This is a genomic window from Silanimonas algicola (assembly GCF_054777375.1).
This window is the reverse complement of sequence record NZ_BAAHAS010000002.1, coordinates 825,639-846,889: the sequence shown is the minus strand read 5'-3', so window position 1 is coordinate 846,889 and position 21,251 is coordinate 825,639. Positions and strand designations below refer to the sequence as shown.

Annotated in this window: 24 protein-coding genes and 1 tRNA gene; 11 read left to right on the top strand and 14 right to left on the bottom strand. The window is 69.6% G+C overall.

Annotated elements, in window-relative coordinates; all coding sequences use genetic code 11:
- Positions 1 to 35: 35 nt before the first annotated feature.
- Together ACYVAK_RS09150 and ACYVAK_RS09145 are read right to left on the bottom strand one after the other, a co-directional pair.
- A complete protein-coding gene (locus ACYVAK_RS09150; protein WP_461060127.1) occupies positions 36 to 3,146 on the bottom strand; it encodes an efflux RND transporter permease subunit in 3,111 nt (1,036 codons plus the stop codon).
- A complete protein-coding gene (locus ACYVAK_RS09145; RefSeq protein WP_461060124.1) occupies positions 3,143 to 4,216 on the bottom strand; it encodes an efflux RND transporter periplasmic adaptor subunit in 1,074 nt (357 codons plus the stop codon). Before ACYVAK_RS09145 ends, ACYVAK_RS09150 begins: the two co-directional genes overlap by 4 nt.
- 61 nt (positions 4,217 to 4,277) lie before the next feature.
- Between ACYVAK_RS09145 and ACYVAK_RS09140 the strand changes: the two genes are divergently transcribed.
- Positions 4,278 to 4,880 (top strand): TetR/AcrR family transcriptional regulator, encoded by a 603-nt coding sequence (locus ACYVAK_RS09140; RefSeq protein WP_461060122.1) that lies wholly within the window; start codon positions 4,278 to 4,280, stop codon positions 4,878 to 4,880.
- A 30-nt stretch (positions 4,881 to 4,910) separates the two neighbouring features.
- On the opposite strand, the gene ACYVAK_RS09135 is transcribed toward ACYVAK_RS09140, so the two are convergent.
- Positions 4,911 to 6,116, bottom strand: coding sequence for an Lcl C-terminal domain-containing protein (locus ACYVAK_RS09135; protein WP_461060120.1), 1,206 nt, complete (start codon positions 6,114 to 6,116; stop codon positions 4,911 to 4,913).
- Between the two features lie 97 nt (positions 6,117 to 6,213).
- Complete coding sequence (locus ACYVAK_RS09130; protein ID WP_461060118.1) at positions 6,214 to 7,383, bottom strand: WD40/YVTN/BNR-like repeat-containing protein; 1,170 nt, start codon at positions 7,381 to 7,383, stop codon at positions 6,214 to 6,216.
- A gap of 161 nt (positions 7,384 to 7,544) precedes the next feature.
- On the opposite strand from ACYVAK_RS09130, the gene ACYVAK_RS09125 reads away from it, so the two are divergent.
- The gene (locus ACYVAK_RS09125) at positions 7,545 to 7,928 is read left to right on the top strand and encodes a hypothetical protein (protein ID WP_461060115.1); all 384 of its coding nucleotides are present in this window, start codon (positions 7,545 to 7,547) and stop codon (positions 7,926 to 7,928) included.
- Here ACYVAK_RS09125 and ACYVAK_RS09120 read toward each other — a convergent pair.
- Positions 7,916 to 8,698, bottom strand: a complete 783-nt coding sequence (locus tag ACYVAK_RS09120) for an AraC family transcriptional regulator (protein ID WP_461060113.1) — start codon at positions 8,696 to 8,698, stop codon at positions 7,916 to 7,918. The genes ACYVAK_RS09125 and ACYVAK_RS09120 overlap by 13 nt on opposite strands.
- A 99-nt stretch (positions 8,699 to 8,797) precedes the next feature.
- On the opposite strand from ACYVAK_RS09120, the gene ACYVAK_RS09115 reads away from it, so the two are divergent.
- Together ACYVAK_RS09115 and ACYVAK_RS09110 are read left to right on the top strand one after the other, a co-directional pair.
- Positions 8,798 to 9,295, top strand: a complete 498-nt coding sequence (locus ACYVAK_RS09115; RefSeq protein ID WP_461060111.1) for a hypothetical protein — start codon at positions 8,798 to 8,800, stop codon at positions 9,293 to 9,295.
- A complete protein-coding gene (locus ACYVAK_RS09110; RefSeq protein WP_461060109.1) occupies positions 9,288 to 9,719 on the top strand; it encodes a hypothetical protein in 432 nt (143 codons plus the stop codon). Before ACYVAK_RS09115 ends, ACYVAK_RS09110 begins: the two co-directional genes overlap by 8 nt.
- Here ACYVAK_RS09110 and ACYVAK_RS09105 read toward each other — a convergent pair whose 3' ends face one another.
- Positions 9,720 to 10,595, bottom strand: coding sequence for a helix-turn-helix transcriptional regulator (locus ACYVAK_RS09105; RefSeq protein ID WP_461060107.1), 876 nt, complete (start codon positions 10,593 to 10,595; stop codon positions 9,720 to 9,722).
- Between the two features lie 107 nt (positions 10,596 to 10,702).
- Here ACYVAK_RS09105 and ACYVAK_RS09100 point away from each other — a divergent pair, with 107 nt between their 5' ends.
- The 3 genes from ACYVAK_RS09100 (at position 10,703) to ACYVAK_RS09090 (ending at position 12,728) form a co-directional block, all read left to right on the top strand.
- A complete protein-coding gene (locus ACYVAK_RS09100; RefSeq protein ID WP_461060105.1) occupies positions 10,703 to 11,245 on the top strand; it encodes a carboxymuconolactone decarboxylase family protein in 543 nt (180 codons plus the stop codon).
- Positions 11,246 to 11,334: 89 nt separating this feature from the next.
- On the top strand, positions 11,335 to 11,844 hold the full coding sequence (locus ACYVAK_RS09095; RefSeq protein ID WP_461060103.1) for a thioredoxin domain-containing protein: 510 nt from the start codon (positions 11,335 to 11,337) through the stop codon (positions 11,842 to 11,844).
- Between the two features lie 134 nt (positions 11,845 to 11,978).
- Entirely contained in the window at positions 11,979 to 12,728 is a 750-nt protein-coding gene (locus ACYVAK_RS09090) for a hypothetical protein (protein ID WP_461060101.1), read from the top strand.
- Positions 12,729 to 12,763: 35 nt separating this feature from the next.
- On the opposite strand, the gene ACYVAK_RS09085 is transcribed toward ACYVAK_RS09090, so the two are convergent.
- Positions 12,764 to 13,078 (bottom strand): hypothetical protein, encoded by a 315-nt coding sequence (locus ACYVAK_RS09085; RefSeq protein ID WP_461060564.1) that lies wholly within the window; start codon positions 13,076 to 13,078, stop codon positions 12,764 to 12,766.
- Here ACYVAK_RS09085 and ACYVAK_RS09080 point away from each other — a divergent pair.
- The 4 genes from ACYVAK_RS09080 (at position 12,968) to ACYVAK_RS09065 (ending at position 15,695) form a co-directional block, all read left to right on the top strand.
- Positions 12,968 to 13,360 carry a glutamine amidotransferase-related protein gene (locus ACYVAK_RS09080; RefSeq protein ID WP_461060534.1) on the top strand — a complete coding sequence of 131 codons (393 nt, stop codon included), beginning with the start codon at positions 12,968 to 12,970 and terminating at the stop codon, positions 13,358 to 13,360. The two genes, ACYVAK_RS09085 and ACYVAK_RS09080, sit on opposite strands and share 111 nt — an antisense overlap.
- Positions 13,348 to 13,503: a hypothetical protein gene (locus ACYVAK_RS09075; protein WP_461060099.1), complete on the top strand. Its 156-nt coding sequence runs from the start codon at positions 13,348 to 13,350 to the stop codon at positions 13,501 to 13,503. The genes ACYVAK_RS09080 and ACYVAK_RS09075 overlap by 13 nt, the downstream gene beginning before the upstream one ends.
- Before the next feature lie 143 nt (positions 13,504 to 13,646).
- Positions 13,647 to 14,441, top strand: a complete 795-nt coding sequence (locus ACYVAK_RS09070; RefSeq protein ID WP_461060097.1) for an alpha/beta fold hydrolase — start codon at positions 13,647 to 13,649, stop codon at positions 14,439 to 14,441.
- Between the two features lie 111 nt (positions 14,442 to 14,552).
- Positions 14,553 to 15,695, top strand: a complete 1,143-nt coding sequence (locus ACYVAK_RS09065) for a PGAP1-like alpha/beta domain-containing protein (RefSeq protein ID WP_461060095.1) — start codon at positions 14,553 to 14,555, stop codon at positions 15,693 to 15,695.
- Positions 15,696 to 15,798: 103 nt separating this feature from the next.
- Here ACYVAK_RS09065 and ACYVAK_RS09060 read toward each other — a convergent pair whose 3' ends face one another.
- From ACYVAK_RS09060 to ACYVAK_RS09030, 7 genes are all read right to left on the bottom strand, one after another.
- On the bottom strand, positions 15,799 to 16,293 hold the full coding sequence (locus ACYVAK_RS09060; protein WP_461060532.1) for a YgjP-like metallopeptidase domain-containing protein: 495 nt from the start codon (positions 16,291 to 16,293) through the stop codon (positions 15,799 to 15,801).
- 31 nt (positions 16,294 to 16,324) lie between these two features.
- Positions 16,325 to 16,582, bottom strand: coding sequence for a hypothetical protein (locus tag ACYVAK_RS09055; RefSeq protein ID WP_461060093.1), 258 nt, complete (start codon positions 16,580 to 16,582; stop codon positions 16,325 to 16,327).
- Between the two features lie 3 nt (positions 16,583 to 16,585).
- A complete protein-coding gene (locus ACYVAK_RS09050; protein ID WP_461060091.1) occupies positions 16,586 to 16,912 on the bottom strand; it encodes a GIY-YIG nuclease family protein in 327 nt (108 codons plus the stop codon).
- Positions 16,905 to 17,567, bottom strand: a complete 663-nt coding sequence (locus tag ACYVAK_RS09045) for a 4'-phosphopantetheinyl transferase family protein (protein WP_461060089.1) — start codon at positions 17,565 to 17,567, stop codon at positions 16,905 to 16,907. The genes ACYVAK_RS09050 and ACYVAK_RS09045 overlap by 8 nt, the downstream gene beginning before the upstream one ends.
- 74 nt (positions 17,568 to 17,641) lie before the next feature.
- A tRNA-Val gene (locus ACYVAK_RS09040) sits at positions 17,642 to 17,716 on the bottom strand.
- Between the two features lie 300 nt (positions 17,717 to 18,016).
- Complete coding sequence (locus ACYVAK_RS09035) at positions 18,017 to 18,622, bottom strand: glutathione S-transferase N-terminal domain-containing protein (protein ID WP_461060087.1); 606 nt, start codon at positions 18,620 to 18,622, stop codon at positions 18,017 to 18,019.
- The gene (locus tag ACYVAK_RS09030; protein WP_461060085.1) at positions 18,619 to 21,234 is read right to left on the bottom strand and encodes a putative bifunctional diguanylate cyclase/phosphodiesterase; all 2,616 of its coding nucleotides are present in this window, start codon (positions 21,232 to 21,234) and stop codon (positions 18,619 to 18,621) included. The genes ACYVAK_RS09035 and ACYVAK_RS09030 overlap by 4 nt, the downstream gene beginning before the upstream one ends.
- Positions 21,235 to 21,251 lie beyond the last annotated feature (17 nt).

Genomic DNA, 21,251 nt, shown 5'->3' with positions numbered 1-21,251 from the left:
GGGGGTGGCCCCGGCCGGCCGGGGCACGCCTTCCGTCAGCCCATCGGGTTCGAGCGCCCCGAAGCCACGCCCGCCGTCGGTGGGGACGAAAGGATCGGTGGCACGTCGACGTCGATGGCTGGCGGCAGCAGCTTGTACATCAGGGGCGTGACCACCCGCGAAAGCAGCGTCGAACTGACGAGGCCGCCAATCAGCACGATGGCCAGCGGGGCATAGAGCGCCGAGCCGCTCACGGCCAGAGGCAGCAGGCCGCCGATGGCCGTCACCGAGGTCAACACCACCGGCAGGAAGCGCTGCTCGCCGGCCTTGGCGATCGCGGCGTCGAGCGGCAGGCCTTCGCGGCGCAGCTCGTTGGTGAAGTCGACGAGCAGGAGGCTGTTCTTGGTCTCGATGCCGACGAGCGCGACGAAGCCGATGATCGCCATGTAGCTCAGCGGGTAGCCGGCGAGGAACAGGGCGACCAGGGCGCCGAGGATGCCGAAGGGCACGACGCCGAGGACGATCAGCGTGCTGCGGAAGCTGCCGAACTCGAGCACGAGCACGGCGAGGATGCCGAAGGTGGCAATGATCACCGCGGTGCCGAGCCCACCGAGGCTGCTGGCGGCTGCCTCTGCCTCGCCGCCGGCCTCGATGCGGTAGCCCGCGGGCCAGTCCTTCGCGTCCAGCGCCCGGTACACGGCCGCCGAGACATCGCCCGACACGAAACCCTGCCGCACATTCGCCGTGACCGTGACCATTCGCTCGCGGTCGAGGCGCTGGATCTCGCTCGGGCCGCTCACGAGCCGGGGTTCGGCCAGCTGCCGGAAGGGGATCGCCGCGCCGCTGCTGCGGCTGGTGAAGTACAGGTCGGCCAGCACCTCGGGCGTCGGATGGGCGCCGGTCGGCAGTCGCAGCTGCACGGCATAGTCGTCGCCGCGTTCATCCCGGAACCGCGCGCTTTCGACGCCGGCCGTAGCAAGGCGCGTCATGCGGTCGAGGTCGAGGCTCGGCACACCGAGCAGGCCCGCCTCGAGGGTGTCGAAACCGAGATCGAGGTCGATGCGCGGCAGGCGCAGCGGATTGTCGACATCGCGCACGCCCGGAACGGCGACCAGCGTCGTTTCGACGTCGCGGGCCAACGTGGACAGCGTCGCCAGGTCGGGGCCAACCACGCGCACCGCGATCGGGGCCTCGATCGGCGGGCCGTTCTGGAACTGCGCCACGGTGATCCGCGCGTCGGGATATGCCGCGAAACGCCGGCGCAGGTCTTCGAGCAGTGCCTCGGAGCGGGCGCCGTCCCAGCGATCGAGCGAGACGAACACCTCGCCGACCGTGGTCTTCGTCTCCTCGGGGAACTCGTTGTAGTAGATCAGCGGGTTGCCGCGGCCGAGGTTCGCCATGCGGTGGACCACGCCAGGCGTCCCGGCCAGCACGCCATCGACGAAGCGCAGGGCCCGATCGGTCGAGCCCAGCGACGCGCCTTCCGCGGCGTCGATCTTGACGAGGAACTGCGGCTTGTCGGCGGCCGGGAACAGTGAGAAGCCGAGGAAGGGCACGAGAGCCAGCGACGCGACGAACAGCGCGGTGCAGAGCAGCAGCGCCCGCCTCGGGGCGACCAGCGCCTTGGCCAGCACCGGGGCGTACACGCGGTGGATGGCCGACTTCAGGCCACGCAGCAGGGCATTGCCCTCGCCGTGCGATTCGCGCGGCAGGAAACGGCTGGCGAGGAATGGCACCACGGTGAATGCCACCAGCAGCGAGGCCGCCACGGTCATCACCACGGCCAGCGGCAGGCCGCGCGTGAACTTGCCGGCCCCTTCGGGCAGGTTGAGCAGCGGCAGGAAGGCGAGGATCAGTACCGCCGTGGTGCCGAGGACGGCCAACGCGATCTGCCGCGTGCCATCGATGGCGGCGCGCACGCGGTCGGCGCCTTCACGCAGGTGCCGCGCGATGTTCTCGACCACGACGATGGCGTCGTCGACCAGCAGGCCGAGCGCGACGACGAAGCCCGCGATCGAAATCTGGTTCAGCGAGAAGCCGAGGAACCACAGCGCGGCCACGCCCATGGCCAGCGACAGCGGGATGGCGACCATGACGATGCCGGCGGCGCGGAACCCGAGGGGGAGCAGGGTGATCGAGACCAGTGCGAGCGCGATGCCGAAGTCGAAGCCAAGGCGGCTCAGGCGATGGGCGACGTTGTCCGCCTGCTCGAAGCCGACCTCGAGGCGGACGCCCGGGGGCAGGGTGGCGCGAAACTCGGCCAGCCGCCGGTCGAGTCCGGCCTGGACGTCGAAGATGCTGAAGCCGTCCTTCATGTTGGCGGTGACGAAGGCCGCGCGCTCGCCGTTGTAGCGCGCGAGGTAGGTCGGTTCCTCGGTGGCCCATCGCACGTCGGCGATGTCGCGGAGCAGCACGGGGCGCCCGTTGCGTGTCGCGACCACCGTGTTCGCGATGGCCTCGACGCTGGCGTAGTCGCCGGTGCCCTTGAGGTTGTAGCGGCGCTGGCCGACGTCGACCGCGCCGCCGGGAATGCTTGCGCCCTCGCCGGCCACCGCGGCATCGACCGTGGCCACGTCGATGCCCAGCGCGGCCATGCGCGGCAGATCGAGCGTGGCGCGAACTTCCGGTGCGGGAAAGCCCCAGGACTCCGCGCGGCGGATGCCGGGCACGCTTTCCAGCGATTCCTCGAGATCGTCGGCCAACTGCTTGAGGCGCCGACCGTCGAGGGCCGGTGCGACCAGCGCGACCTGCAGGATGTTCACGAGGCCGGGGTTGGCCTTGCGGAAGGTGATGTCACGCACGCCCGCCGGCAGCGATCCGCGGAGTGCGTTCACCTCGCGGACCACCTCGTCGTATTTGTCGTCCGGCGTCACCGTCCACTCGAATTCGATCTGGATGACGCCAAGCCCGCTCTCGCTGGTGGAGCGGATCTCCTTGACGTCCTCCAGCTCGGCGAGGGCGTCTTCGATCGGGTCGATGGCGAGGCGCTCGACGTCCATCGGATCGGCGCCGGGATACACGACCACCACCGTGGTGAGCGGAATCGGGAAGGTGGGGTCCTCCTGGCGCGGGATGGAGGCCATGGCGAAGGCGCCCAGGGCCACGAGCAGGAGCAGGGCGACGCTGGTGAACTGCCAGCGCTGGACGGCGAAGGACCAGGGGCTCACGGCGCACCGTCGCTCAAGGTCGAAACCGGGGTGCCTTCGGCGAGGTAGGCGGCGCCTTCCACCACCACCGCGTCGTTCGCGTCCAGGCCTTCGAGCACGCGGACGTGCTCGGACCCGACCTCCGCGAGTCGGAGGTCGAGCGGCACCGCCCGGCCGTCCCTCGCGACGAACACGCGCCCCCGTCCGTCCTCGATGGCGACGAGGGCCGAGGTCGGCACGGCGAGTCCCGTGTCGGCGGATGCATCGATCCGCGCGCTGGCCACGAGGCCGCTGCGCAGTGCCGCGGCGCCCTCGCCGGCGGGAGCCGAAAGCGCGAGGTCCACGGCGATGCCGCCGCTCGCCGCGTCGGCTTCACCGCCAATCCGCGACACGGTCGCCGGCCACGGGAGGCCGCCGATCGCGTCGATGCGGATGCTCGCCCGATCGCCGACGCGGAGGCGCAGGCCGTCGCGGTCCGCGACCGTCGCGCGCAGCCGCCATCCCGCATCGCCGCCACTCACCACGAGGATGGGCGCACCGGCGCCGACGACTTCGCCGGGTTCGGCGAGGCGCCGCCTGACCACCCCGTCCGCCGGCGCGACGATCCGCGCGTTGCGGGCGGCGAACACCGCGCTGCGCACCTGGGCCTCGGCCACGATGAGGCGGGTCGTGGCGTCGTCGAGGACCTGGCGCGGCAGCAGTTGCTTCTGCACCAGTTCGGCGGCCCGTTCCCGGTCGCGTTGGGCCTGCGCCTGCTGCTCCTGCGCCTGCTGGAGCGCGGCATCGACGGTCGTCGGGGTCTGCGTCGCGAGCACCTGGCCCTTGCGCACGACGTCGCCGATATCGACGTCGATGCGATCGACCACGCCGCCGGAGAGGAAGCCGAGCGTCGATTCCTCGGCGCGCTCGAGGCGGCCGATCGCCGGCACAGGAAGCAACGTGGAGGCCGGCCGCGGCGTCTGGACCACGACCGGCACCGCGGTCGAGGCCGAGGCCTCGGCGCGACGGTCCGGGTCGGCGGAGCAGCCCGCCATGACGAGGGAGGCCGCGATCCACGCGGCAAGGCGACGGGGCAGGGCGCGCTGGCGCATAAAGTGTCCAATGTCCACAATGTGGATAGTGTACACTCCTGTTTCTCGCTATCGTCAAGCCATGCCGACATCCGTCAGGAAACCGCGAAACGCCTACCACCACGGCAATCTCCGCGAGGCCATCCTGCAGGTCGCCCGGAAGGCCTTGGATCAGGGCGCCTATGAAGCCTTGAGCCTCCGGGAACTGGCGAAGCGGGCCGGGGTGACGGCCAACGCGCCGTACCGGCACTTCGCATCCAAGGACGAGATCCTCGCGGAAGTGGCCGCCGCTGGCTTCGTCCAGATGACGGAGCGCTTCGATGCCTACAGCGAACCCGATGCCAAGGAACGCCTGATCCGGCTCTGCGACCTCTACACCGGCTTCGCCGTGGAGTTCCCGCATCTCTACCGGGTGATGTTCGGTATCGACAAGCCCGCGCTGATGGAGCACTCCCCGCTGCACGAGGCGGCGATGGCCTGTTTCGGCCGGCTAGTGGCGGCCACGGCGGCCGCGTCGGCCCCGGGGATCCTCGACGAGATCGACCTGCTCAAGCGGGCCAATGCGATCTGGACCGTGGTCCACGGCTGGTCGCGGCTCGCCATCGACGGCATGACCGACTTCCAGCCCCCCGGCGCCTTCGCGCCGGCCGCGGACATCGTCGCGCCGGTCGTGCGTGGTTGGTGACGCCAAGGCGCGCAGGCCTCGATCCGCCCTTCAGCCTGTCCGGCGCACGCACTTTGCGAGGTTCGCCCCGCGGATGTCGTCGCCCTGAGGGCCGAAGCCGCCCGGCCACTGGCCCGGCGTTGCGGTCTTCGGGTCGCTGCGCTGCGCACCGGCGCCATGGACGTCCATCCACACGCGTCGCCCCGAACCGGGCGGTGATTCGACCTTGCCGAGGGCCGGCCCCACGGCGAAGTAGACGGCCAGCTCGCCCCGCGCATGGAAGGGCGCCGTCTCCGCCGCCGGGGGCGGGCTCTCGAGGTGGGTGGTCGAGGTCCACAGGTAGGCCGCCGGATCGGACAGATCGAACACCGGGTCGAGCGCCGGCACGCGCGTGGTGTCGATGACCGACTGCAGTTCCTTGGCGGTGGGCAGGCGCCAGTCGTCGTGGCCGCCGAGCACGAGCCGGTCGCAGGTGGCGAGGGCCTCGGCCCACGGGATGGGCGTGCGGCTGTCGCCGCGCTGCCACGTCAGTCCGGTCGCGCGGTCCTCGACGACCTCGCCGCCGGCATGGAAGTCATTGGTGCCGTACGTCGGCCCGCGGACGAGGCGCAGCGCCAGGCGGTGCGGCGTCTGCATCCGGTTGGCGGGGTCCATCACCGGGTAGCCCTTGATCCGGCCATCGGCGAAGTTCACGCCGAACACCGTGTCGTAGCGGCCCATCGTCAGGGCCACGTAGCGGGTCGAGCTCCATTCCTGCACGTCGATCGGCCGTCGTCCGTGCGCGGCATCCCCCAGGCCGGTGCCGGCGCCGTAGGCGAAGGTGAAGGCGCGGGTGTCGATGTAAGGCCGTGACGTGGCGGGGTCGCCGGTGAAGCCGCCCCGAAAGTCGACCAGCGAGTAGAGCTCGCGCAGGCTGGGCACGCGCCAGTCGTCGTGGCCCCCGAGGCGGCTCGCCTTCGCCGTCGGGTCCGTGTCTGCGAAGGCGACGCCCTCGATCGGGGCCTTCGCCCACATGAGGCCGGTCACCGCATCGGTCAAGGTGCCGTCGCCATGGTCGATGTAGGACGACGCGCGTCCACCGGATGCGGCGTCCTGCCCGGCCAGCGCCTGGCCCGGCGCCGGGCAGGGGATCGTTCGTCCGTCGATGTCATAGCAGCGGTCCTGCTGCGTGCCGACGATGGCATAGCGGGCCGGCCCCGCGGACGCCAGCACCGAGGCGGCGAGGAAGGCGAGGGGGCGAAGGACAGGGGCGCGCATGGCGGTCTCCAGAGGCCGAACCAGAGGATGCGCGCGGGCGAAGAAGGGTCGCGTCGCCTCGCCGGCCCCGGCGCGGGTTTCGCCCGCGCGGCGTGGCTCAGGGCTTGGCGACCGGCGCAGGCGCCAGGGCGGGCGGTGCCGGCAGGTCGGTCAGCGGCGGGCCGAAGCGGTACACGTCGGCACCGATCGCGTAGGCCAGCGGCCCATCCGGCGTGTGCAGGACGCGGATCTTGTTGACCACGCGGCCGAGGTCGACCGCCGTCCAGGTGGCCCCACCGTCGCGCGTCTCGAAGCCACCCTTGTTGGTGCCAACCCAGCCACGCTCGGCGTCGAGGAAGCCCACGCCGAACGCGCGCACACCGGCATCGTCCACGAGGGGCATCTCCGTCCACGTGCGGCCGCCGTCGGTGGTCTTGGCGACGTAGCGCTGCGACCTTGCCGGGTCAGGGTCGTAGGACTGGATCGTCGCGTAGCCCACCTCGGGGGTCGGGAAGGCGCCTTTCCAGGTGATCTCGAAGCCGCGCGTCGAACGGTACACCGGCGTCCACGTCGCCCCGCCGTCCTCGGTGCGCAGGATGAGGGCGTTCGCCTGCTCGATGGCCGCGTCGGTCGCCGCGAACACGAGGCCACGCTGCGCATCGAAGAACTTCACGTCGACGATCATGCCGGCCTGGGCGGAGAGGTCGATCATCGACCACGTGGCGCCGCCGTCGAGGCTGCGCAGCAGGTGGGCCGGGCCGCCGACGCGACCGCCCACATGCACCACGGTGCGATGGCCCAGCTCGCCGGCGTTGATGAAGGGCTCGTGCACGATGTCGATGGCGCAGACGCCGCGCATCGCCAGCACCGTCGGGTCGTCGACCGGCGTCCACGTGCGCCCGCCGTCCGACGTGTGATAGAGCGGCCGGGTGTCGGTGACGCCGGGGAAGTAGTCGGTCCCGATGTTGCCGGCGAAGCCGTGCTGAGCGTCGATCATGCCGAGCGCCCGGAAGTAGGTGCCCGGCGTGTCGTGCACCTTGTCCCAGTGTCGGCCGCCATCGGTCGTGCGGAAGATGCGGCCGAGCCCGTTGGCGTAGAGGCCGTTCTCGGCGTCGACGAACACGATGTCGTCCTGCTTGCCGCGGTAGGCCTCCGTGGGCAGGGCCTGCCAGCGGGGCGTGTCGGTTCTCGGCGACACCGATCCGGGGGCGCCCGCGTCGGCGCGCGCCGCGGCAGGAAGGGTGGGCACGAGCAGGGCGAGGGCGAGGGCCAGCGGGGCGAGGCGCATCCGGGACGTTCCTTGGCGATGAGGCGTCCATCCTGCTCACCCGGGCCTCGCGGCGCCCGTGCCTGATGCCCGTGTGACTTCCGGGACAGACCGGACGTTTGTGGAAGCGCGGCGCCGGTTCCTGCGCGATCCTGAGCACGGTCCACGAACGGTCTGCCGCCATGATGTCCCGCGTCTCTTCCGCCGCCTTGTTCCTTGTCGCGTTGATCCACCTGCTGCCGCTGCCCGGGGTCCTCGGCGGGGAGGTGCTGGTCCGGCTGTACGGCATTCCCGTCGAGAACCCCGACCTCGCGCTGCTGCTGCGGCACCGCGCCGTGCTGTTCGGCCTGCTGGGCGTCGGGATGATCGCGTCGGTGGCCTGGCCAGCGTGGCGGCCTGCCGCCTATGTGGCGGCGTTCGTCAGCGTGCTGTCCTTCCTTGCGCTCGCCGCGTTGGAAAACCCCGCCCAGCCGGCCATCCAACGCGTGGTGATCGCCGATGTCATCGCTCTCGTGCTGCTCGTGATCGGCGCGTGGGCTGAATGGCGGGCGCGTCAGCCCGGCTGAGCCCCGTCCCCCCAGTCGATGCGGAGCCCGCGCCCCAGCAGGGCGCTGGGCGCGAGACCGAACTGCGTGCGGAAGGCCGTCGCGAGGTGCGAGGGGCTGGCGAAGCCCGCGTCGATCGCGGCCTGCGTCAGCGTCGCGCCGGCCTGAAGCCGGGCCATGACCCGCGCCATCCGCCGCCACAGGCGGTAGCGACGGAAGGGCATGCCGACGGCGGCCGTGAACAGCGCTTGCGTGCGCGACCGCGACAGCCCGAAGGCGCTCGACAGGGCGTCGACGGAGGCAAAGGCCTCCGGATCCTCGTCCATTCGCGCCAAGGCGTCGGCGAGTCGCGGCTCGAGCGGGGGCGGTGTGGGCAGTCCCAGCGCCGCGCAGACATCGTCCACCGTGCCGTGGAGGGCCAGCGCCCCCAACGCACCGACGGCTCCGTCCGGCAAGGCGTCGAGGTCCAACACGGCGAGGCTGCGGGCGTCGGCCGCTTGGGCATCGAGATACAGGAACACCATCGGCCCCGCAGCAACGAGGTGGTGCCATGTGCCCGGCGGAATCACCGCGAGTCGATGCAGCGGGGCGTCGGGCCCGATCCGCGCCCTGCCGATGCCGAGGCGGAACGGGGCATCGACCGCGATGGCGACGGTGGCGGTGGCGTTGCGGTGCGGCGCGAGATCCAGCCCCGGGCCGATGTAGGCGACTCGACTCCGGCCAATGCTGAGGCGGGGGCGCTCCAGAGGGGTTCCGGGCGCCTGCGTGGCGCGGGGTGGCGATGGCGCCATGTCGCTGATTTCCAATGGGAATTCGGCCGATTATTGGTCTTGGGCCGCCGTCGTGGGAGGGTGTCGCGCCTCCCGTCGTGCACCGAACCCATGAGACCGATGATCGCCACCGTACTGCTGCTTCTGCTTGTCGTCATGCCCGGGCTGTTGTGGTTCGTGGCGCGGTCCCTGCCCGACACCACCCACCATGCCGCCGAACGGGTGCTGGCCACCGACGTGGCCACGCTGCGCCAGGTGTTGGATGCCGTCGAACACCAGCCGCGTTGGCGTCGGGACATCGCCCGCGTCGAGGTGTCCGGGAACGCTTGGACGGAGACCGATGCGCGGGGCCGGGTGCTGCGGTTCCGCTGGACCGAACAAAGCGACGATCGCTATCGGTTGGTGTTCGAGGATGACCGCGGCCTTCAAGGCACGTGGACGGCGACATGGTCGCCGACCAACGGGGGCTTGCGCATCCGCGTGGAAGAGTCCATCACGCTGCGGCATCCTTGGCGGCGGCTGATGGCCCGCGCGTTCTTCGACCCCGACGCGTTCCTCGCGGCCTGGTTCGACGACCTTGAAGCGGAACTGTCCCGAAAGGCGACGACGAATGGCTGAACGCAAGAAGAGCAAGCCCGTGTCGTGGAAGGCGCGCATCGCCAAGGCGAAGCCCGCCCACGTGGTGACCACCGAAGCCGACTTCGCCGGCATCCGCGCCGGCAGCCGGCTGCTCATCGCCAGCCCCGAGATCCTGGCGCGCTACCTGATGGCGATTCCCGCCGGGGAGACCCGCAACCTCGTGCGCCTGCGCAACGAATTGGCCCGACGGCATCGCGCCGACGCGACGTGCCCCGTGACCACGGCGATCTACCTGCGTGTGATCGCCGAGTCCGCGTGGGAGGACCTGTGCGCCGGCGCGCCACGCGACGCGGTGCCGCCGTTCTGGCGGGTCATCGACCCGGGCAGCCCGATCGCGAAACGCCTGAGCTTCGGCAGCGATGTCATCGAGCGCGAGCGGGCGCTTGAGAGCACCAAGACCTGATCAGGGCGCCGTCTCGCTCGACGCCCGCGCCCGCCATTCCCTCGGCGAACACCCCATCCGCTCGCGGAACGAGCGCGAGAACGCCGCCGCGCCGGAGAAGCCGAGCTGGTCGGCCACCACGCCGACGGGGCGCCCGGCGCGAAGCTCGGTGCAAGCGACGTCGATGCGCCACGCGCCGAGGTAGGCCGAAGGCGTGATGCCCACGACGCGCGCGAAGGTCTCGGCGAAGGCGCTGCGCGACAGGCCGGCGACGGCCGCCATGCGCGCGAGCGGCCAGGCCTCGCCGGGTGCGCGGTGCAGCGCGGTCAGCAGCGGTGCGAGGCGTGGATGCGCGAGGCCGGCCATCAGCCCGGTGCGGCGCTCGTCCTCGCGACCTTCGGCCAGCAGTGCGCGAAGCACCTGCACCAGCACCACGTCGAACAATCGATCCAGCACCACGCGGCTGCCGCAGCGCGTGCGGTCAGCCTCGTCGAACAGCAGGTCCAGCGTCGGGCCCAAGCCCGGCACCGCGTCCACCGGCAGGACCACCGCGGCGGGCAGGGCGGCGGCCACCGGATGGCGATCGCCGCCGTCGAAGGCCAGCGTCGCGCAGACGAAATCCGCGCCGCCCTCCGGCGGGTTGATGAAGGCGTGCTCCACCGCGCGCGGATAAAACAGCAGCGCCGGGGCGGGCACGGTGCGCAGCGCGCCGTCCGGCCCGTGACGCACCTGCAGCTCGCCGCGCCGGAGCACGTGCAGGAAGGCGCGGCCCGGCTCCGGCGCGAAGCGCGTCACCCCGCAGAGCGCGCCGGCATGGAACAGCGTGGCGCGCACGCGGAAGCGGTCGAGCAGGGGGCCCAGCCGGTCGAGGGCGGGCGGGGACGGTTCTGGATGCATTGCAAAGAAGTCGCGACGGAACGTGATCCATCGTCCTCCTGTCCCGGGGATGCTGGCAACACCCCGGCGGCCTTGCCGGGCCCCTCCCCAACCTATTGGAGTGTTCCATGAGCCGACTTCCCCTTGACCGCACGGCCCTCCCGGTCGCCAGCCAGCCCACCCTCGATGCCATCCAACAGGCCTTCGGCACCGTGCCCGCCATGTTCCGCGCCGCCGCGAATGCCCCGGCCGCCCTGCAGAGCCTGTGGGGCTCGTTCGGCGCCCTGGGCGGCGGCCGCCTGCCGACCGCGCTGACCGAAACGGTCGCCGTCGCCATCGCCAACCGCAACGCCTGCCACTACTGCCTGGCTGCGCACACCGCACTGGGCCGCAAGGCCGGCGTCAGTGCCGAGGCCCTGGTCGATGCGCAGTCGGGCCGTTCGGCCGATGCGCGCACCGCTGCGGCGCTGCGTTTCGCGCTGGCCGTGGTCGAGCAGCGCGGCCCCGTGTCCGACGCCGACTGGCAGGCCCTCGAGGCCGCGGGCTTCAACGCCGAGGAGAAGGTCGAACTGCTGGCCCACGTGGCCTTGAACCTGTTCACCAACTACCTGAACCTCGCGTTCGACGTGCCGGTGGACTTCCCCGCCGTGCCGCTGCGTCGCGCGGCCTGAGAGCGCTTCAGAGAGGTCGGAGCGATGACGCTCGGCCGCTGGTCCATCCACATGAGGCCGGCCTTCAGGGCCGGCTGGGAGACCCCACCATGACCCCCGCCCCCGAATGGCAGGTCGCGCGCTGGTTCAACACCGACGCTGCACCGAGCATCCCCGCCCTGCGCGGCCGCGTCGTGCTGCTGCACGCCTTCCAGATGCTGTGCCCCGGCTGCGTGCAGCATGGCCTGCCGCAAGCCGAACGCGCCCGCGCCCGGTTCGCCGGCGAGGGCCTCGCCGTCATCGGCGCGCACAGCGTGTTCGAGCACCACGCTGCCATGCGGCCGGAGGCACTGGCGGTGTTCCTGCACGAGTACCGCATCGGCTATCCGGTGTTTGTGGATGCCCATGACGACGGCGATCCGCTGCCGCGCACGCTGCGTGCCTACGGCTGGCGCGGCACGCCGAGCCTCACGCTGATCGATCGCCAGGGCCGCATCCGCTTCTCGCATTTCGGCGTCGTCGACGATTTGGTGCTGGGGGCGTGGATCGGGCGGCTGCTGGCCGAGCCGGCCGATGCCGACTGCGACGCCGAGGGCTGTCGCGTGCCCCGTGCGTCCTGAACCCCACGCGCCGACGGAAAACAAAGAAAAGAAGACGCTTCGCAGTCGCGCCTGCAGCGCGATGGCCAACCGTTCTTCAGCCTGCACCCAAGGTGGTCGCAGGTGTCCCCACACCTCATTGGAGAATTCCCGCCATGAACCTCAAGCCCATCGCATCAGCGCTCGTCGTTTCCGCGAGTCTGGCCGCCCAAGTGACGGTCGCGCATAGCGAACACACCGAGGGCATCAAGCCCGCGCCCGAGCCCGCCGTGCAAGCCGAGTTCGACATCGTGCATTCGAAGGTCACCACCGAGGGCAACGTCGCGGTGTTCCACATGGCGGTCTCCGGCCAGGCCGGCGACAAGAAGCCCACGGCCAGCGGAACGCTGGGCGGCAGCCGCGTGTTCTCCTACGTCTGGCCGACGACGCTCGACAGTGCGCTGGTCGGCTTCGCGTCGAAGGCCGGGATCCTGGCGTTTGCCGTCACCGCGCATCCGGACTTCGACGACACGCCGCTTTTCGACGAGAACGGTGACGGAAACCTCGGGAACGACGGCAACGTCTGGCACTCCCACTGGGTGGTTCTCGCCCCGGACTCGACATGCGGCGAAAACGCCTTGAAGGTGGTGGACATCGAGGAGGGCACGACGCCGCGGCTGCCGAAAACCTGGCCCGGCTTGCCCATCCTCATCGACAGTCCGGGATGGAGTCCGGTGTTTGACGCCGACACGGTCGAGGTTCGCGTTCCGTTTGACGACATCGGAGCGGTGGAGGCCGCAAGCTTCGACGGCGTCACCGCCGCACTTCGCGTGAACGAGAGCGTGCATAACCCTCTGCTTTGCGTTGCCGACGTCTTCAAGATCGCTTCCGGTGACCTGTCGCTACCGGGCCGAGTCAACCAGTAAGGTAGACCTGCCGGCCCACGTGGCCATGAACCTGTTCACCAAGGACCTGACACCGCCCCAACGAGGCCAGCATGCCGACTGCGCTCGCGCTCCGCCATGTCGCCTTCGAGGACCTCGGCCTGCTGGCCCCGTGGCTCACCGCCCGAGGCTGGCAGATCCAGACCCTCGACGTCGGCATCGACCCTCTCGACCCCGCGACGATCGATGCCGCGGACCTGCTCATCGTCCTCGGCGGACCGATCGGCGCCGAAGACGATGCGCGCTATCCCTTCCTTGCCGACGAGCGGGCGCTGATCCGCCGGCGGCTCGAGCAACGGCGTCCGCTGCTGGGCATCTGCCTCGGTGCGCAACTGATGGCCTCGGCGCTCGGTGCCCGCGTGCGGCCCATGCCGCACCCCGGATCGGGCTCTTCATGCTCAACGTCCATGACGCCGCAGCGGGCACGCCGCTGTACGGCATGGACGGGTGCAACGTGCTGCATTGGCACGGCGATGCCTTCGACCCACCGACTGGCGCGGATATCCTCGCCAGCAGCTTGGGCTGCCGCACGCAGGCCTTCATGGTCGGCCGCCATGCGCTCGCGCTGCAGTTCCATCTCGAGGCCGACCCGGCGCGATTCATGGCCTGGCTGATCGGCCATGCCGGCGAGTTGTCCCGCGCCGGGCTGGACCCCCGCGCCCTGCACGCCGAGATGCAGGCCCATGCGAAGACGCTCGCCCGCGACCTCGACCACGTGATGTCGGCCTTCGTGGCCGGATGGGAGCACCCATCATGAGCCCCGCTCCCGAATGGCAGGCCGCCCGCGGGATGCGATGTCGAGCGTCACCGAACCAATGCTTCATCGGACGCACCCTTGAAGCGATGACCCGTCCTCGCCGAAAGTGGCAGCGTTGTTCAGGCGTTCGCTGAGGAGGTGGCATGCCATCGATCAAGCTACCTACGGGCTCCGTTCACTACACCGAGCATGGGCACGGTGTCCCGCTTGTTTTGCTCCACGCCAACCCGGGCGACGGCAAGGATTTTGAAGCCGTTGTTCCCGCGCTCTCAAAAACCTACCGCGTTCTCGCGCTTGACTGGCCGGGCTACGGTCAATCGGCTATTCCACAACAGCCTGAATGGGTTGGGGTGCTGTTCTTTTACCAAGTCCTGCGTGAGTTCCTGGCAGCGCTGGCATTGCCGCCCGCTTGCTTCATTGGAAACTCCCTTGGCGGCAATGCCGCTGCACGTCTCGCCGCAGAGTCACCCGAACTCGTCCGCGGCTTGGTGCTGGTTGCCCCGGGGGGATTCACGACCCCGAGTTTGGTTTCGCGCAACTTCTGCAAGCTGCAGGGCAGCCGGTTTTCTCTTTCGCCCCGTCGCTTTGCAAGTCTGTATCTCAAACACCGCACAGCCACGACACGGGCCATGCTGGAGCGCGCGTCGACAACACAGGCCGAAGCACCACAGATCATGCTCAATCGTGCCGTCTGGCGTGGCTTCGCCACGCCGGACAACGACCTTCGAACCGTTGCGTCGAAGATCAAGGCACCCACGTTGCTGCTCTTCGGCAAACACGATCCCGTGATTCCAGCCGGAAAAGACGGAAGGGTGGCGGCGCGATGCATACCTTCAGCGCAGTTTAAAGCTCTGCCATGTGGCCACGCGTCATTTGCGGAGGTGCCAGAGCTGTTTCTGGAAGAAGTACAGCCATTCTTGGCGGCATGTAGCGCCTGACAATTCAAGCAAGCCGACTCCGCATCGCGGCTCGATGTTGTTCAATACGTGGCGCGGCCTCTGCTAAAGCCGACCGTCGACGGCGCGGCCATTTCGTGCACTACTGTCCGGGTGAGCCCGCGCCGAACCACCGCCACCCGCAACCTCGCCGCCGCCCGTGGCGCGCTCCAGATCGGCGTGGCCGGCACCGTCGCCGCCGCCACGCTGGCGGAAGCCGTGCACATGGCGGTGCTGTCGACCACCCCCTGGGGGATCGGGCGGCCCCTGGCGCGGACCATCTACGCGAGTGTCCGCGGCGTTGCGGGCCTTGCAGGGCAGGGCGGCGATCGTCTGCTGTCCCTACTGGCGCCTCGCCTCGGGTCGGACACCCGCCGACGCCTTTCGCCTCCCGTGCCGTTGGGCGTCCAAGCGGCGCTCAATGGGGTCCTCGGCGACCGGCTCGATCGGGTGGCCCCGGCGACGGTGCTGCCCATGCGCCTTCATCCGCACCGTTCGTCGCGCGTGGCGCGTCGAACGGCCGCAGCGGGTGACGTGGTCTTCGTCCATGGCCTGTGCATGCACGATCGCCATTGGCAGGACGAAGCGGCGGACGCGGTCGATCTCGGTCGCGCACTCTCGATGGCCCACGAGCTACGACCGCTTTACGCGCGATACAACTCCGGCCGGCCGATCGAAGAGAACGGTCGCCGTCTGGCAAAGATCCTGGAGCGTCGCGAGTTACGGCCCGCCAGTACAGACCGGCCCCTGCATCTGGTCGCCCACAGCCTGGGGGGGCTGGTCGTTCGTAGCGCCATCGCCGCGGGTGTCGAGCATGGGCACCGCTGGCCGCAACGCCTCGGGCATGTGGTTTGCCTGGGGACGCCGCACGAGGGGGCTCCCCTGGAGCGGCTTGGCGCATCGATCGAGACGCTGCTTGCGCTCAACCGGTTCTCCGCGCCTTGGGCGATGCTGGGCCGCCTTCGCAGCATCGCGATTCGCCAACTCGGGGACGCCGCCGTGCCGTCATGGCCATCGTCGCTTGACGGCGTGCATTTGCATCTCGTGGCCGGGTGCCAGACACGGCGTGGTCCTCGGGCCGCGCACGAGCACTGGGGGGACGGGCTGGTCCCGGTCGCCAGCGCTTTGGCGCGATCCGTATCTCCGTCTGAGTTGCCGGTCCGCAGCCGACGGGTGTTCGACGACGTTGGGCACCTGAGGCTTTTGGGCCATCCGGACGTGACCGAGCACGTGCGGCGGATCCTTGCGGGGCTCTAGGCATCGCCCCTGTACGAAATTACATAATATTCATTATGCGAACCATTGTCCCGCGGCGCCTAGCCTCCACCCCGTTGCAACAGCGCCGCCGGCCTGAGGTTTCTCAAGCCGCGACGTCCTGAAGCGTCAGGTACAGCCGAAGATCCAGCTCCCATTGGTGGTACTCCGGCGCCATGTGCGTGCAGAGCTGGTAGAAGGCCTTGTTGTGCTCCCCCTCCCGGAGGTGCGCCAGCTCGTGCACAGCGATCATCTGCAGGAACTCCGGCGCAACCTCCTTGAACAAGGCGGCGATCCGGATTTCACGCCCCACCTTCAATCGCCTTCCCTGCACCCTCGAACGGATCGTGTGCGTACCGAGGGCGTGCTTCAGCACGTGCAGGCCGCCGTCGTAGACGACCTTGCCCAAGGGCGGCGACTGGCGAAGGTGCCGGTCCTTCAGCCCTTGGACATACTCGTATAGCTGCCCGTCGCTTCGAACGGCGTGCCGATCCGGATACCGCTGCGCCAGCATGGGGCCGAGGCGGCCTTGATCGATCAGCATTCGGACCCGCTGCTGCAGGTTGTCGGGGTAGCCAACGAGATACTTCAGCGGCGGCATGTGGGGCATGGCGTCACCGATCGCCATCCGCTCAGGCCGGCGGAAGCCGGGACACCGCGCTGTAGATCTTCGCGGCGTTCGCAGCCGTCGTCCGCGAAGGGTCGAGCTGCTTCACCATCGCTGCCAGCATCGCGCCGACCTCGTCGATTCCGGGCGACCGGTCCGGCGGCAGGGGCCGGGGCGCGGGCTCGGGGGTCGCGAGCGCCTCCGGCGTGCCGATTGGCGTCGGTCGAATGGGGGCGATGGGCAGCGCGGGTCCGAGCGAGGGACCGAAGACCGGCGGGAGCATTCGTCAATCGTGCTCCGTCGTCGTCGAGGCCGGCGTGCGATGCGTCGCGGATTGACCGGCCTTTGCAGGGATCGACCATTCGACGAGCCGTTGCAGTTTCCGAGGACGCCCCAAGGCCTTGAACGCCCGCTCTTCGCGCAGCGCTTGCGGTTTGCCGGCAATCCGGATCGCGGCCAGGATGGTTTCCGGCGGAAATGCGCGCGTGAACTTGGCCCCCTTCCCCGCCCGGTGCTCGGCGTATCGCGCCTCGACATCCTTGGCGATTCCGCAGTAGAGGCGATCCCCCCGGCATCGAAGGACGTAGACGAACCACCACTCCTGTTCAGACACCGTCGGCCTCGATGCAGACGGCGGCGCGATAGCCGTCGGGAGCACCCTCGAAGCCTTCGAAGCCGCGCCAGCGCCGCCCGCCATGCTCGGCGATCCATCGCTGGGCCGTCGCCGCCGTCGGCGTGTCGGGCGTGGTCCAGACGTTGCCCACGAGGACGGTTCGCGGCGCGATCCGCAGGCCGGTCCCGATCGCCTTCAGCGTGGCTTCTTTCCGTGTCCAGGCCCGCGTCAGCGCTACTTGGCGCGACGGTGGGGCCAGGGCTCGCCACGCCTCGAACTCGGATGGCGCGAGGATCTCCCCCGCGAGACGGTCGGTGGGGCGGGCGATCAGCGCTTCGACATCGGCACCCAGCGGGCGCTGCCCCCAAGCCAGAAAGCCAACCCCCGCGCTATGGCTCATGTTGAAGTGCAGCCGGGTGTCGATCAGCATCGGCTTGCCCTGGGCATCCGCGCGGAAGGCCAACGTCGACGGATCGGCCCCCAGCGCCTCGCCCAACGTGAGGCGAACGCATTGGAAGGATGCCGCTTGGCGCTGGCGCAGGATCGGCGTGGCCTTGCGTGCGACGCGCACGCGCTCCTCGGCCGACAGCAGCGCCTCGTCGACGACGACAGCGTCAAGATCGAAGAATCGAGCGGCGAATTCGATCGGGACCACCCTGCTCCACTCCCTCCGTCCCATCGTCGCGAAGTCGCCGGGCAAAAGAAAAGGCGCCCGGGGGCGCCTTGTTCTGGTGGGCGGTACAGGTTTCGAACCTGTGACCCCTGCCGTGTGAAAGCAGTGCTCTACCGCTGAGCTAACCGCCCGGAAATCGGGATGCGAAGAATACGGGCTTCCCCCATCGGCGGTCAAATCGGCGGCGCTTGATGGTCAAATTTTGAGCAATCTGCCTTGACAAGCCCACGTTGCAAGGCCGCGCCACGCGTGCTCCAGAGCCTGTCCAGACCTTTATCCACAATGCGTGTGGAAAAGCCGCGGGGCGCGATCCTCGGGTGGTCAAAAAACCAGCAGACCGCTTGACACCCTTGCCACGCCGGCCGCTCCGGCCGCATTCCCGGAACTGTCCAGACGGCTATCCACAGGTTGTGGGGAAAACGCGTCGCGCCTCAGTCGAGCCCCACCGCCGCCATGGCTGCCTGCACGGCGGGGCGGGCACGGACGCGGGCGCTGTGCGCGGCGAGCCTCGGCCAGTCGGCGAGATCCATGCCCACGAACTGCAGCCAGTTGAGCACCACGAACTGGTAGCCATCGGCGACAGTGAACGCGTCGCCGAGATACCAGGTGCGCTCGCCCCACCGGGCTTCGTGCTGGTCGATGCGGAAGCGGGCGCGCTTCGTCATGCCCGCTTTTTCGTCGTCGGACAGACCTGGCGCGAACAGCACGCCGATGCCCTTGTGCAGTTCGCTGTTGATGAAGGCCAGCGCCGACTGAAGCTGATAGCGCTCGCGGGTGCCGTTGGCCGGTGCGAGGCCGCTGCCCGGTGCGAGGTCCGCGATGTACTGGACGATCGCCGGACCCTCGAGGAGGATCTCCCCGTCGTCGAGCTGCAGGGCGGGCACGTAGCCCAGCGGGTTGATGGCACGGTAGTCGGTGCCGTGCTCGGTCGTCTTCTTGCGCAGGTCGACTTTGACGAGATCGGCCGGCAGTCCGGCTTCGAATAGCGCGATGGCGGGCGAAAGCGAGCAGCTCGCAGGGCTGTGGAAGAGTTTCATGGCGTGCGTGTCCCGGTCGCCGGCGACAACCAGCGGTGGGTGAATTCTGCGGCTGGCACCGGTCGTCCGAACAGGTAGCCCTGCGCATGCGTGCAGCCGAGCTCGCGCAGGGCCTCGGCTTGCCCGGGATGCTCGACGCCCTCGGCCACCGTGGACAGCCGCAGGGGGCGCGCCATGCCGATGATGCTGCCGACGATGGCGTAGTCGTTGGGGTCGGAGAGCATGTCCCGCACGAAACTCATGTCGATCTTCAGCCGTTCCACCGGGAAACGTTTTAGATAGGCCAGCGATGAATATCCCGTCCCGAAATCGTCGATGGCAAGCGCGATGCCGTCGTCGCGCAGCTCGCGCATCACCGCCAACGCGTGGTCGATGTTGCGCATCAGGGCGCTTTCCGTGAGTTCCATCTCGATCTCCGCGCTGTCGATCCCATGGGTGGCAAGGACGCGTCGGACGCGCGACGCGGCGTCCGCGGCGTCGAGTTGCTGCGCCGACACATTGATCGCGAGGCGTCCGGGGAGCGCCCTGCCCTCGGCTTTCCAAGTGGCCAGTTGCCGGCAAGCGGCGTCAAGCACCCAGTCGCCAACGTCCAGCATCATCGAGCGCTCTTCCGCCAGGGGGATGAACGCGGCCGGTGAAATCGGGCCAAGCGACGGATGGTTCCACCGGATGAGCGCCTCCGCCCCGCTAAGCGCCCCGTCCTCCAGCGCGAACTGGGGTTGGAAGTGCAGGCTCAAGGCTTCGCCGCGCATCAATGCGTAGCGAAGGTCACGCGCCAGGGCCACGCGTTCGCCGAGGCCGCTGCTCATTTCCGGCTGGTAGAGGCGGAAGCCGCCGCCCGCGCTCTTCGCCCGGTACATCGCGATGTCGGCGTGCTTCATCAACTCCTCGGGCTGGCGACCGTCGGCGGGGTATAGCGCGATGCCGATGCTGGCGCCGAGGGCGAAGGGCTGGCCCTGCACGACGACCGGCTCGGAGAGCGCCTCCATGAGCCGTTCGGCGCACAGCGAGGCTTCCGGCTCTCCGGCGCCGTCCGCGATCACGATGAACTCGTCGCCGCCGAGGCGTCCCAGCGAATCGTCACGGCGAACGGCGTCGGCGAAACGTCGGGAGACGGCCGCGAGCACCTCGTCCCCGACGGCGTGGCCAAGCGTGTCGTTCACCTCCTTGAAGCGGTTGAGGTCGATGAACAAAACCGCAAGGGGCTGCCGGCGTCGCTCCGCGCTCACGAGCGCCTGCCTCAAACGATCGGTGACGAGGGCCCGGTTGGGCAGGTGGGTCAGCGGATCGTAGAAAGCCAATTGCCGGATCCGTTCGGCTTGCGCCTTGGTTTCGCGCAAGTCGATGGCGGTGCGCAGGTAGTGCGTGATGTGCCCCTGCCGACAGCGCAGTGGCACGACCGACAGCCAGACCGGGACGATTTCCCCGTTCTTGCAGCGCAGCATCAGCTCGCCCTGCCAGTGGCCTCCCGCCTCGGCATCCTCTTCGATGCTGCGGCCCTGCGTGGCGAGCGGCGAACCGGCGTGCCATTCGGCCGGGCGCCGGCCGAGCGCCTCCGAGAGCGTGTAACCGGTGAGACGCTCGAAGGAGCGGTTGACGCGAACGATCCGGTGTTCCGCGTCGGTCACCACCACCGATTCGGTGCCCTGTTCGAACAGCGCGGCGGCGAGCATCAGGTCCTCGTGGGCGGCTGCACGCTGGATCACGAGGGCCGCGAGGCTGCCCGATTGGCGCAGCAGCGAGAGGTCGTCCGGCTCCGGCTCCCGCACCTCGTCGTAGTAGACCGCGAAGGTGCCCATCGGCACGCCGGAATCGTCGAACACGGGTTCCGACCAGCAAGCGCGGAAGCCGTGAATCTCCGCAAGCGGGAGGTAGGGCGCCCAGTTCGGGTGGTTGAAGACGTCCGGAACGATGACCGTATGGCCCAACGACGCGGCGGCGCCGCACGAGCCCACCGTCGGGGAGATCTCGAGGCCTTCGAGTGCCGCGAGGTAGGCGCGGGGCAGCGATGGAGACAGGCTCGTCTGCATTCGTCGTCGGTCGTCGGAGAGCAGCTGCATCGAGCAGCGCGCGCCCCCGAGCTGGGTTTCGACGAACCCCACGAGGCGGAGCAACAGGCTTTCCAGCGGCGCCCGTCGTCCCATCTCCTCGAACAGGTCGAGCGTCAGCGACTGCCAGGCCTCGAGCCGCCGGCGTTCGGTGATGTCCATGAAGGAGGACACGGCGCAGGTGCCGATGCCTTCGGCATCGAACACGTCGGAATCGACCAGCAACCAGCGGCGCTTGCCGTTGGGAAGGCGGATCCCCATGGTGATGCCGAGCTGCGGCTGCCCGGTGGCGAGGGCCATCGGACCCGGGTGGCGATCTCCGGGAAGCGGTCGGCCGTCCGGGTCGATCGCCGCCCAACGCGGGTCGAGTGAATCGCGCCCCAGCATCTGCTCGCGGCTCAGGCCGAGCACCCGCTCGGCGTCCGCATTGCAATGGACGATCTGTCCGTTCGGTCCCTGCACGACGATGGCGGCATGCGCTGCGCCAAGGATGCTCGATGCGGAGACCGGGAAGCTGGGGCCGTGGAGCGAAATGGCCGAAGAGCCTTGGTTCTGGAGCGTCATCCCGCGGTCTCCAGGAG

Coding starts and splice junctions, on each gene's coding strand:
- ACYVAK_RS09130 (WP_461060118.1), bottom strand. CDS start 7,383: ATGCGCCTCGCCCCGCTGGCCCTCGCCCTCGCCCTGCTCGTGCCCACC.
- ACYVAK_RS09070 (WP_461060097.1), top strand. CDS start 13,647: ATGCCATCGATCAAGCTACCTACGGGCTCCGTTCACTACACCGAGCAT.
- ACYVAK_RS09055 (WP_461060093.1), bottom strand. CDS start 16,582: ATGCTCCCGCCGGTCTTCGGTCCCTCGCTCGGACCCGCGCTGCCCATC.
- ACYVAK_RS09110 (WP_461060109.1), top strand. CDS start 9,288: ATGGCTGAACGCAAGAAGAGCAAGCCCGTGTCGTGGAAGGCGCGCATC.
- ACYVAK_RS09135 (WP_461060120.1), bottom strand. CDS start 6,116: ATGCGCGCCCCTGTCCTTCGCCCCCTCGCCTTCCTCGCCGCCTCGGTG.
- ACYVAK_RS09140 (WP_461060122.1), top strand. CDS start 4,278: ATGCCGACATCCGTCAGGAAACCGCGAAACGCCTACCACCACGGCAAT.
- ACYVAK_RS09030 (WP_461060085.1), bottom strand. CDS start 21,234: ATGACGCTCCAGAACCAAGGCTCTTCGGCCATTTCGCTCCACGGCCCC.
- ACYVAK_RS09115 (WP_461060111.1), top strand. CDS start 8,798: ATGATCGCCACCGTACTGCTGCTTCTGCTTGTCGTCATGCCCGGGCTG.
- ACYVAK_RS09090 (WP_461060101.1), top strand. CDS start 11,979: ATGAACCTCAAGCCCATCGCATCAGCGCTCGTCGTTTCCGCGAGTCTG.
- ACYVAK_RS09060 (WP_461060532.1), bottom strand. CDS start 16,293: ATGCCGCCGCTGAAGTATCTCGTTGGCTACCCCGACAACCTGCAGCAG.
- ACYVAK_RS09035 (WP_461060087.1), bottom strand. CDS start 18,622: ATGAAACTCTTCCACAGCCCTGCGAGCTGCTCGCTTTCGCCCGCCATC.
- ACYVAK_RS09120 (WP_461060113.1), bottom strand. CDS start 8,698: ATGGCGCCATCGCCACCCCGCGCCACGCAGGCGCCCGGAACCCCTCTG.
- ACYVAK_RS09145 (WP_461060124.1), bottom strand. CDS start 4,216: ATGCGCCAGCGCGCCCTGCCCCGTCGCCTTGCCGCGTGGATCGCGGCC.
- ACYVAK_RS09100 (WP_461060105.1), top strand. CDS start 10,703: ATGAGCCGACTTCCCCTTGACCGCACGGCCCTCCCGGTCGCCAGCCAG.
- ACYVAK_RS09105 (WP_461060107.1), bottom strand. CDS start 10,595: ATGCATCCAGAACCGTCCCCGCCCGCCCTCGACCGGCTGGGCCCCCTG.
- ACYVAK_RS09125 (WP_461060115.1), top strand. CDS start 7,545: ATGATGTCCCGCGTCTCTTCCGCCGCCTTGTTCCTTGTCGCGTTGATC.
- ACYVAK_RS09095 (WP_461060103.1), top strand. CDS start 11,335: ATGACCCCCGCCCCCGAATGGCAGGTCGCGCGCTGGTTCAACACCGAC.
- ACYVAK_RS09075 (WP_461060099.1), top strand. CDS start 13,348: ATGGCCTGGCTGATCGGCCATGCCGGCGAGTTGTCCCGCGCCGGGCTG.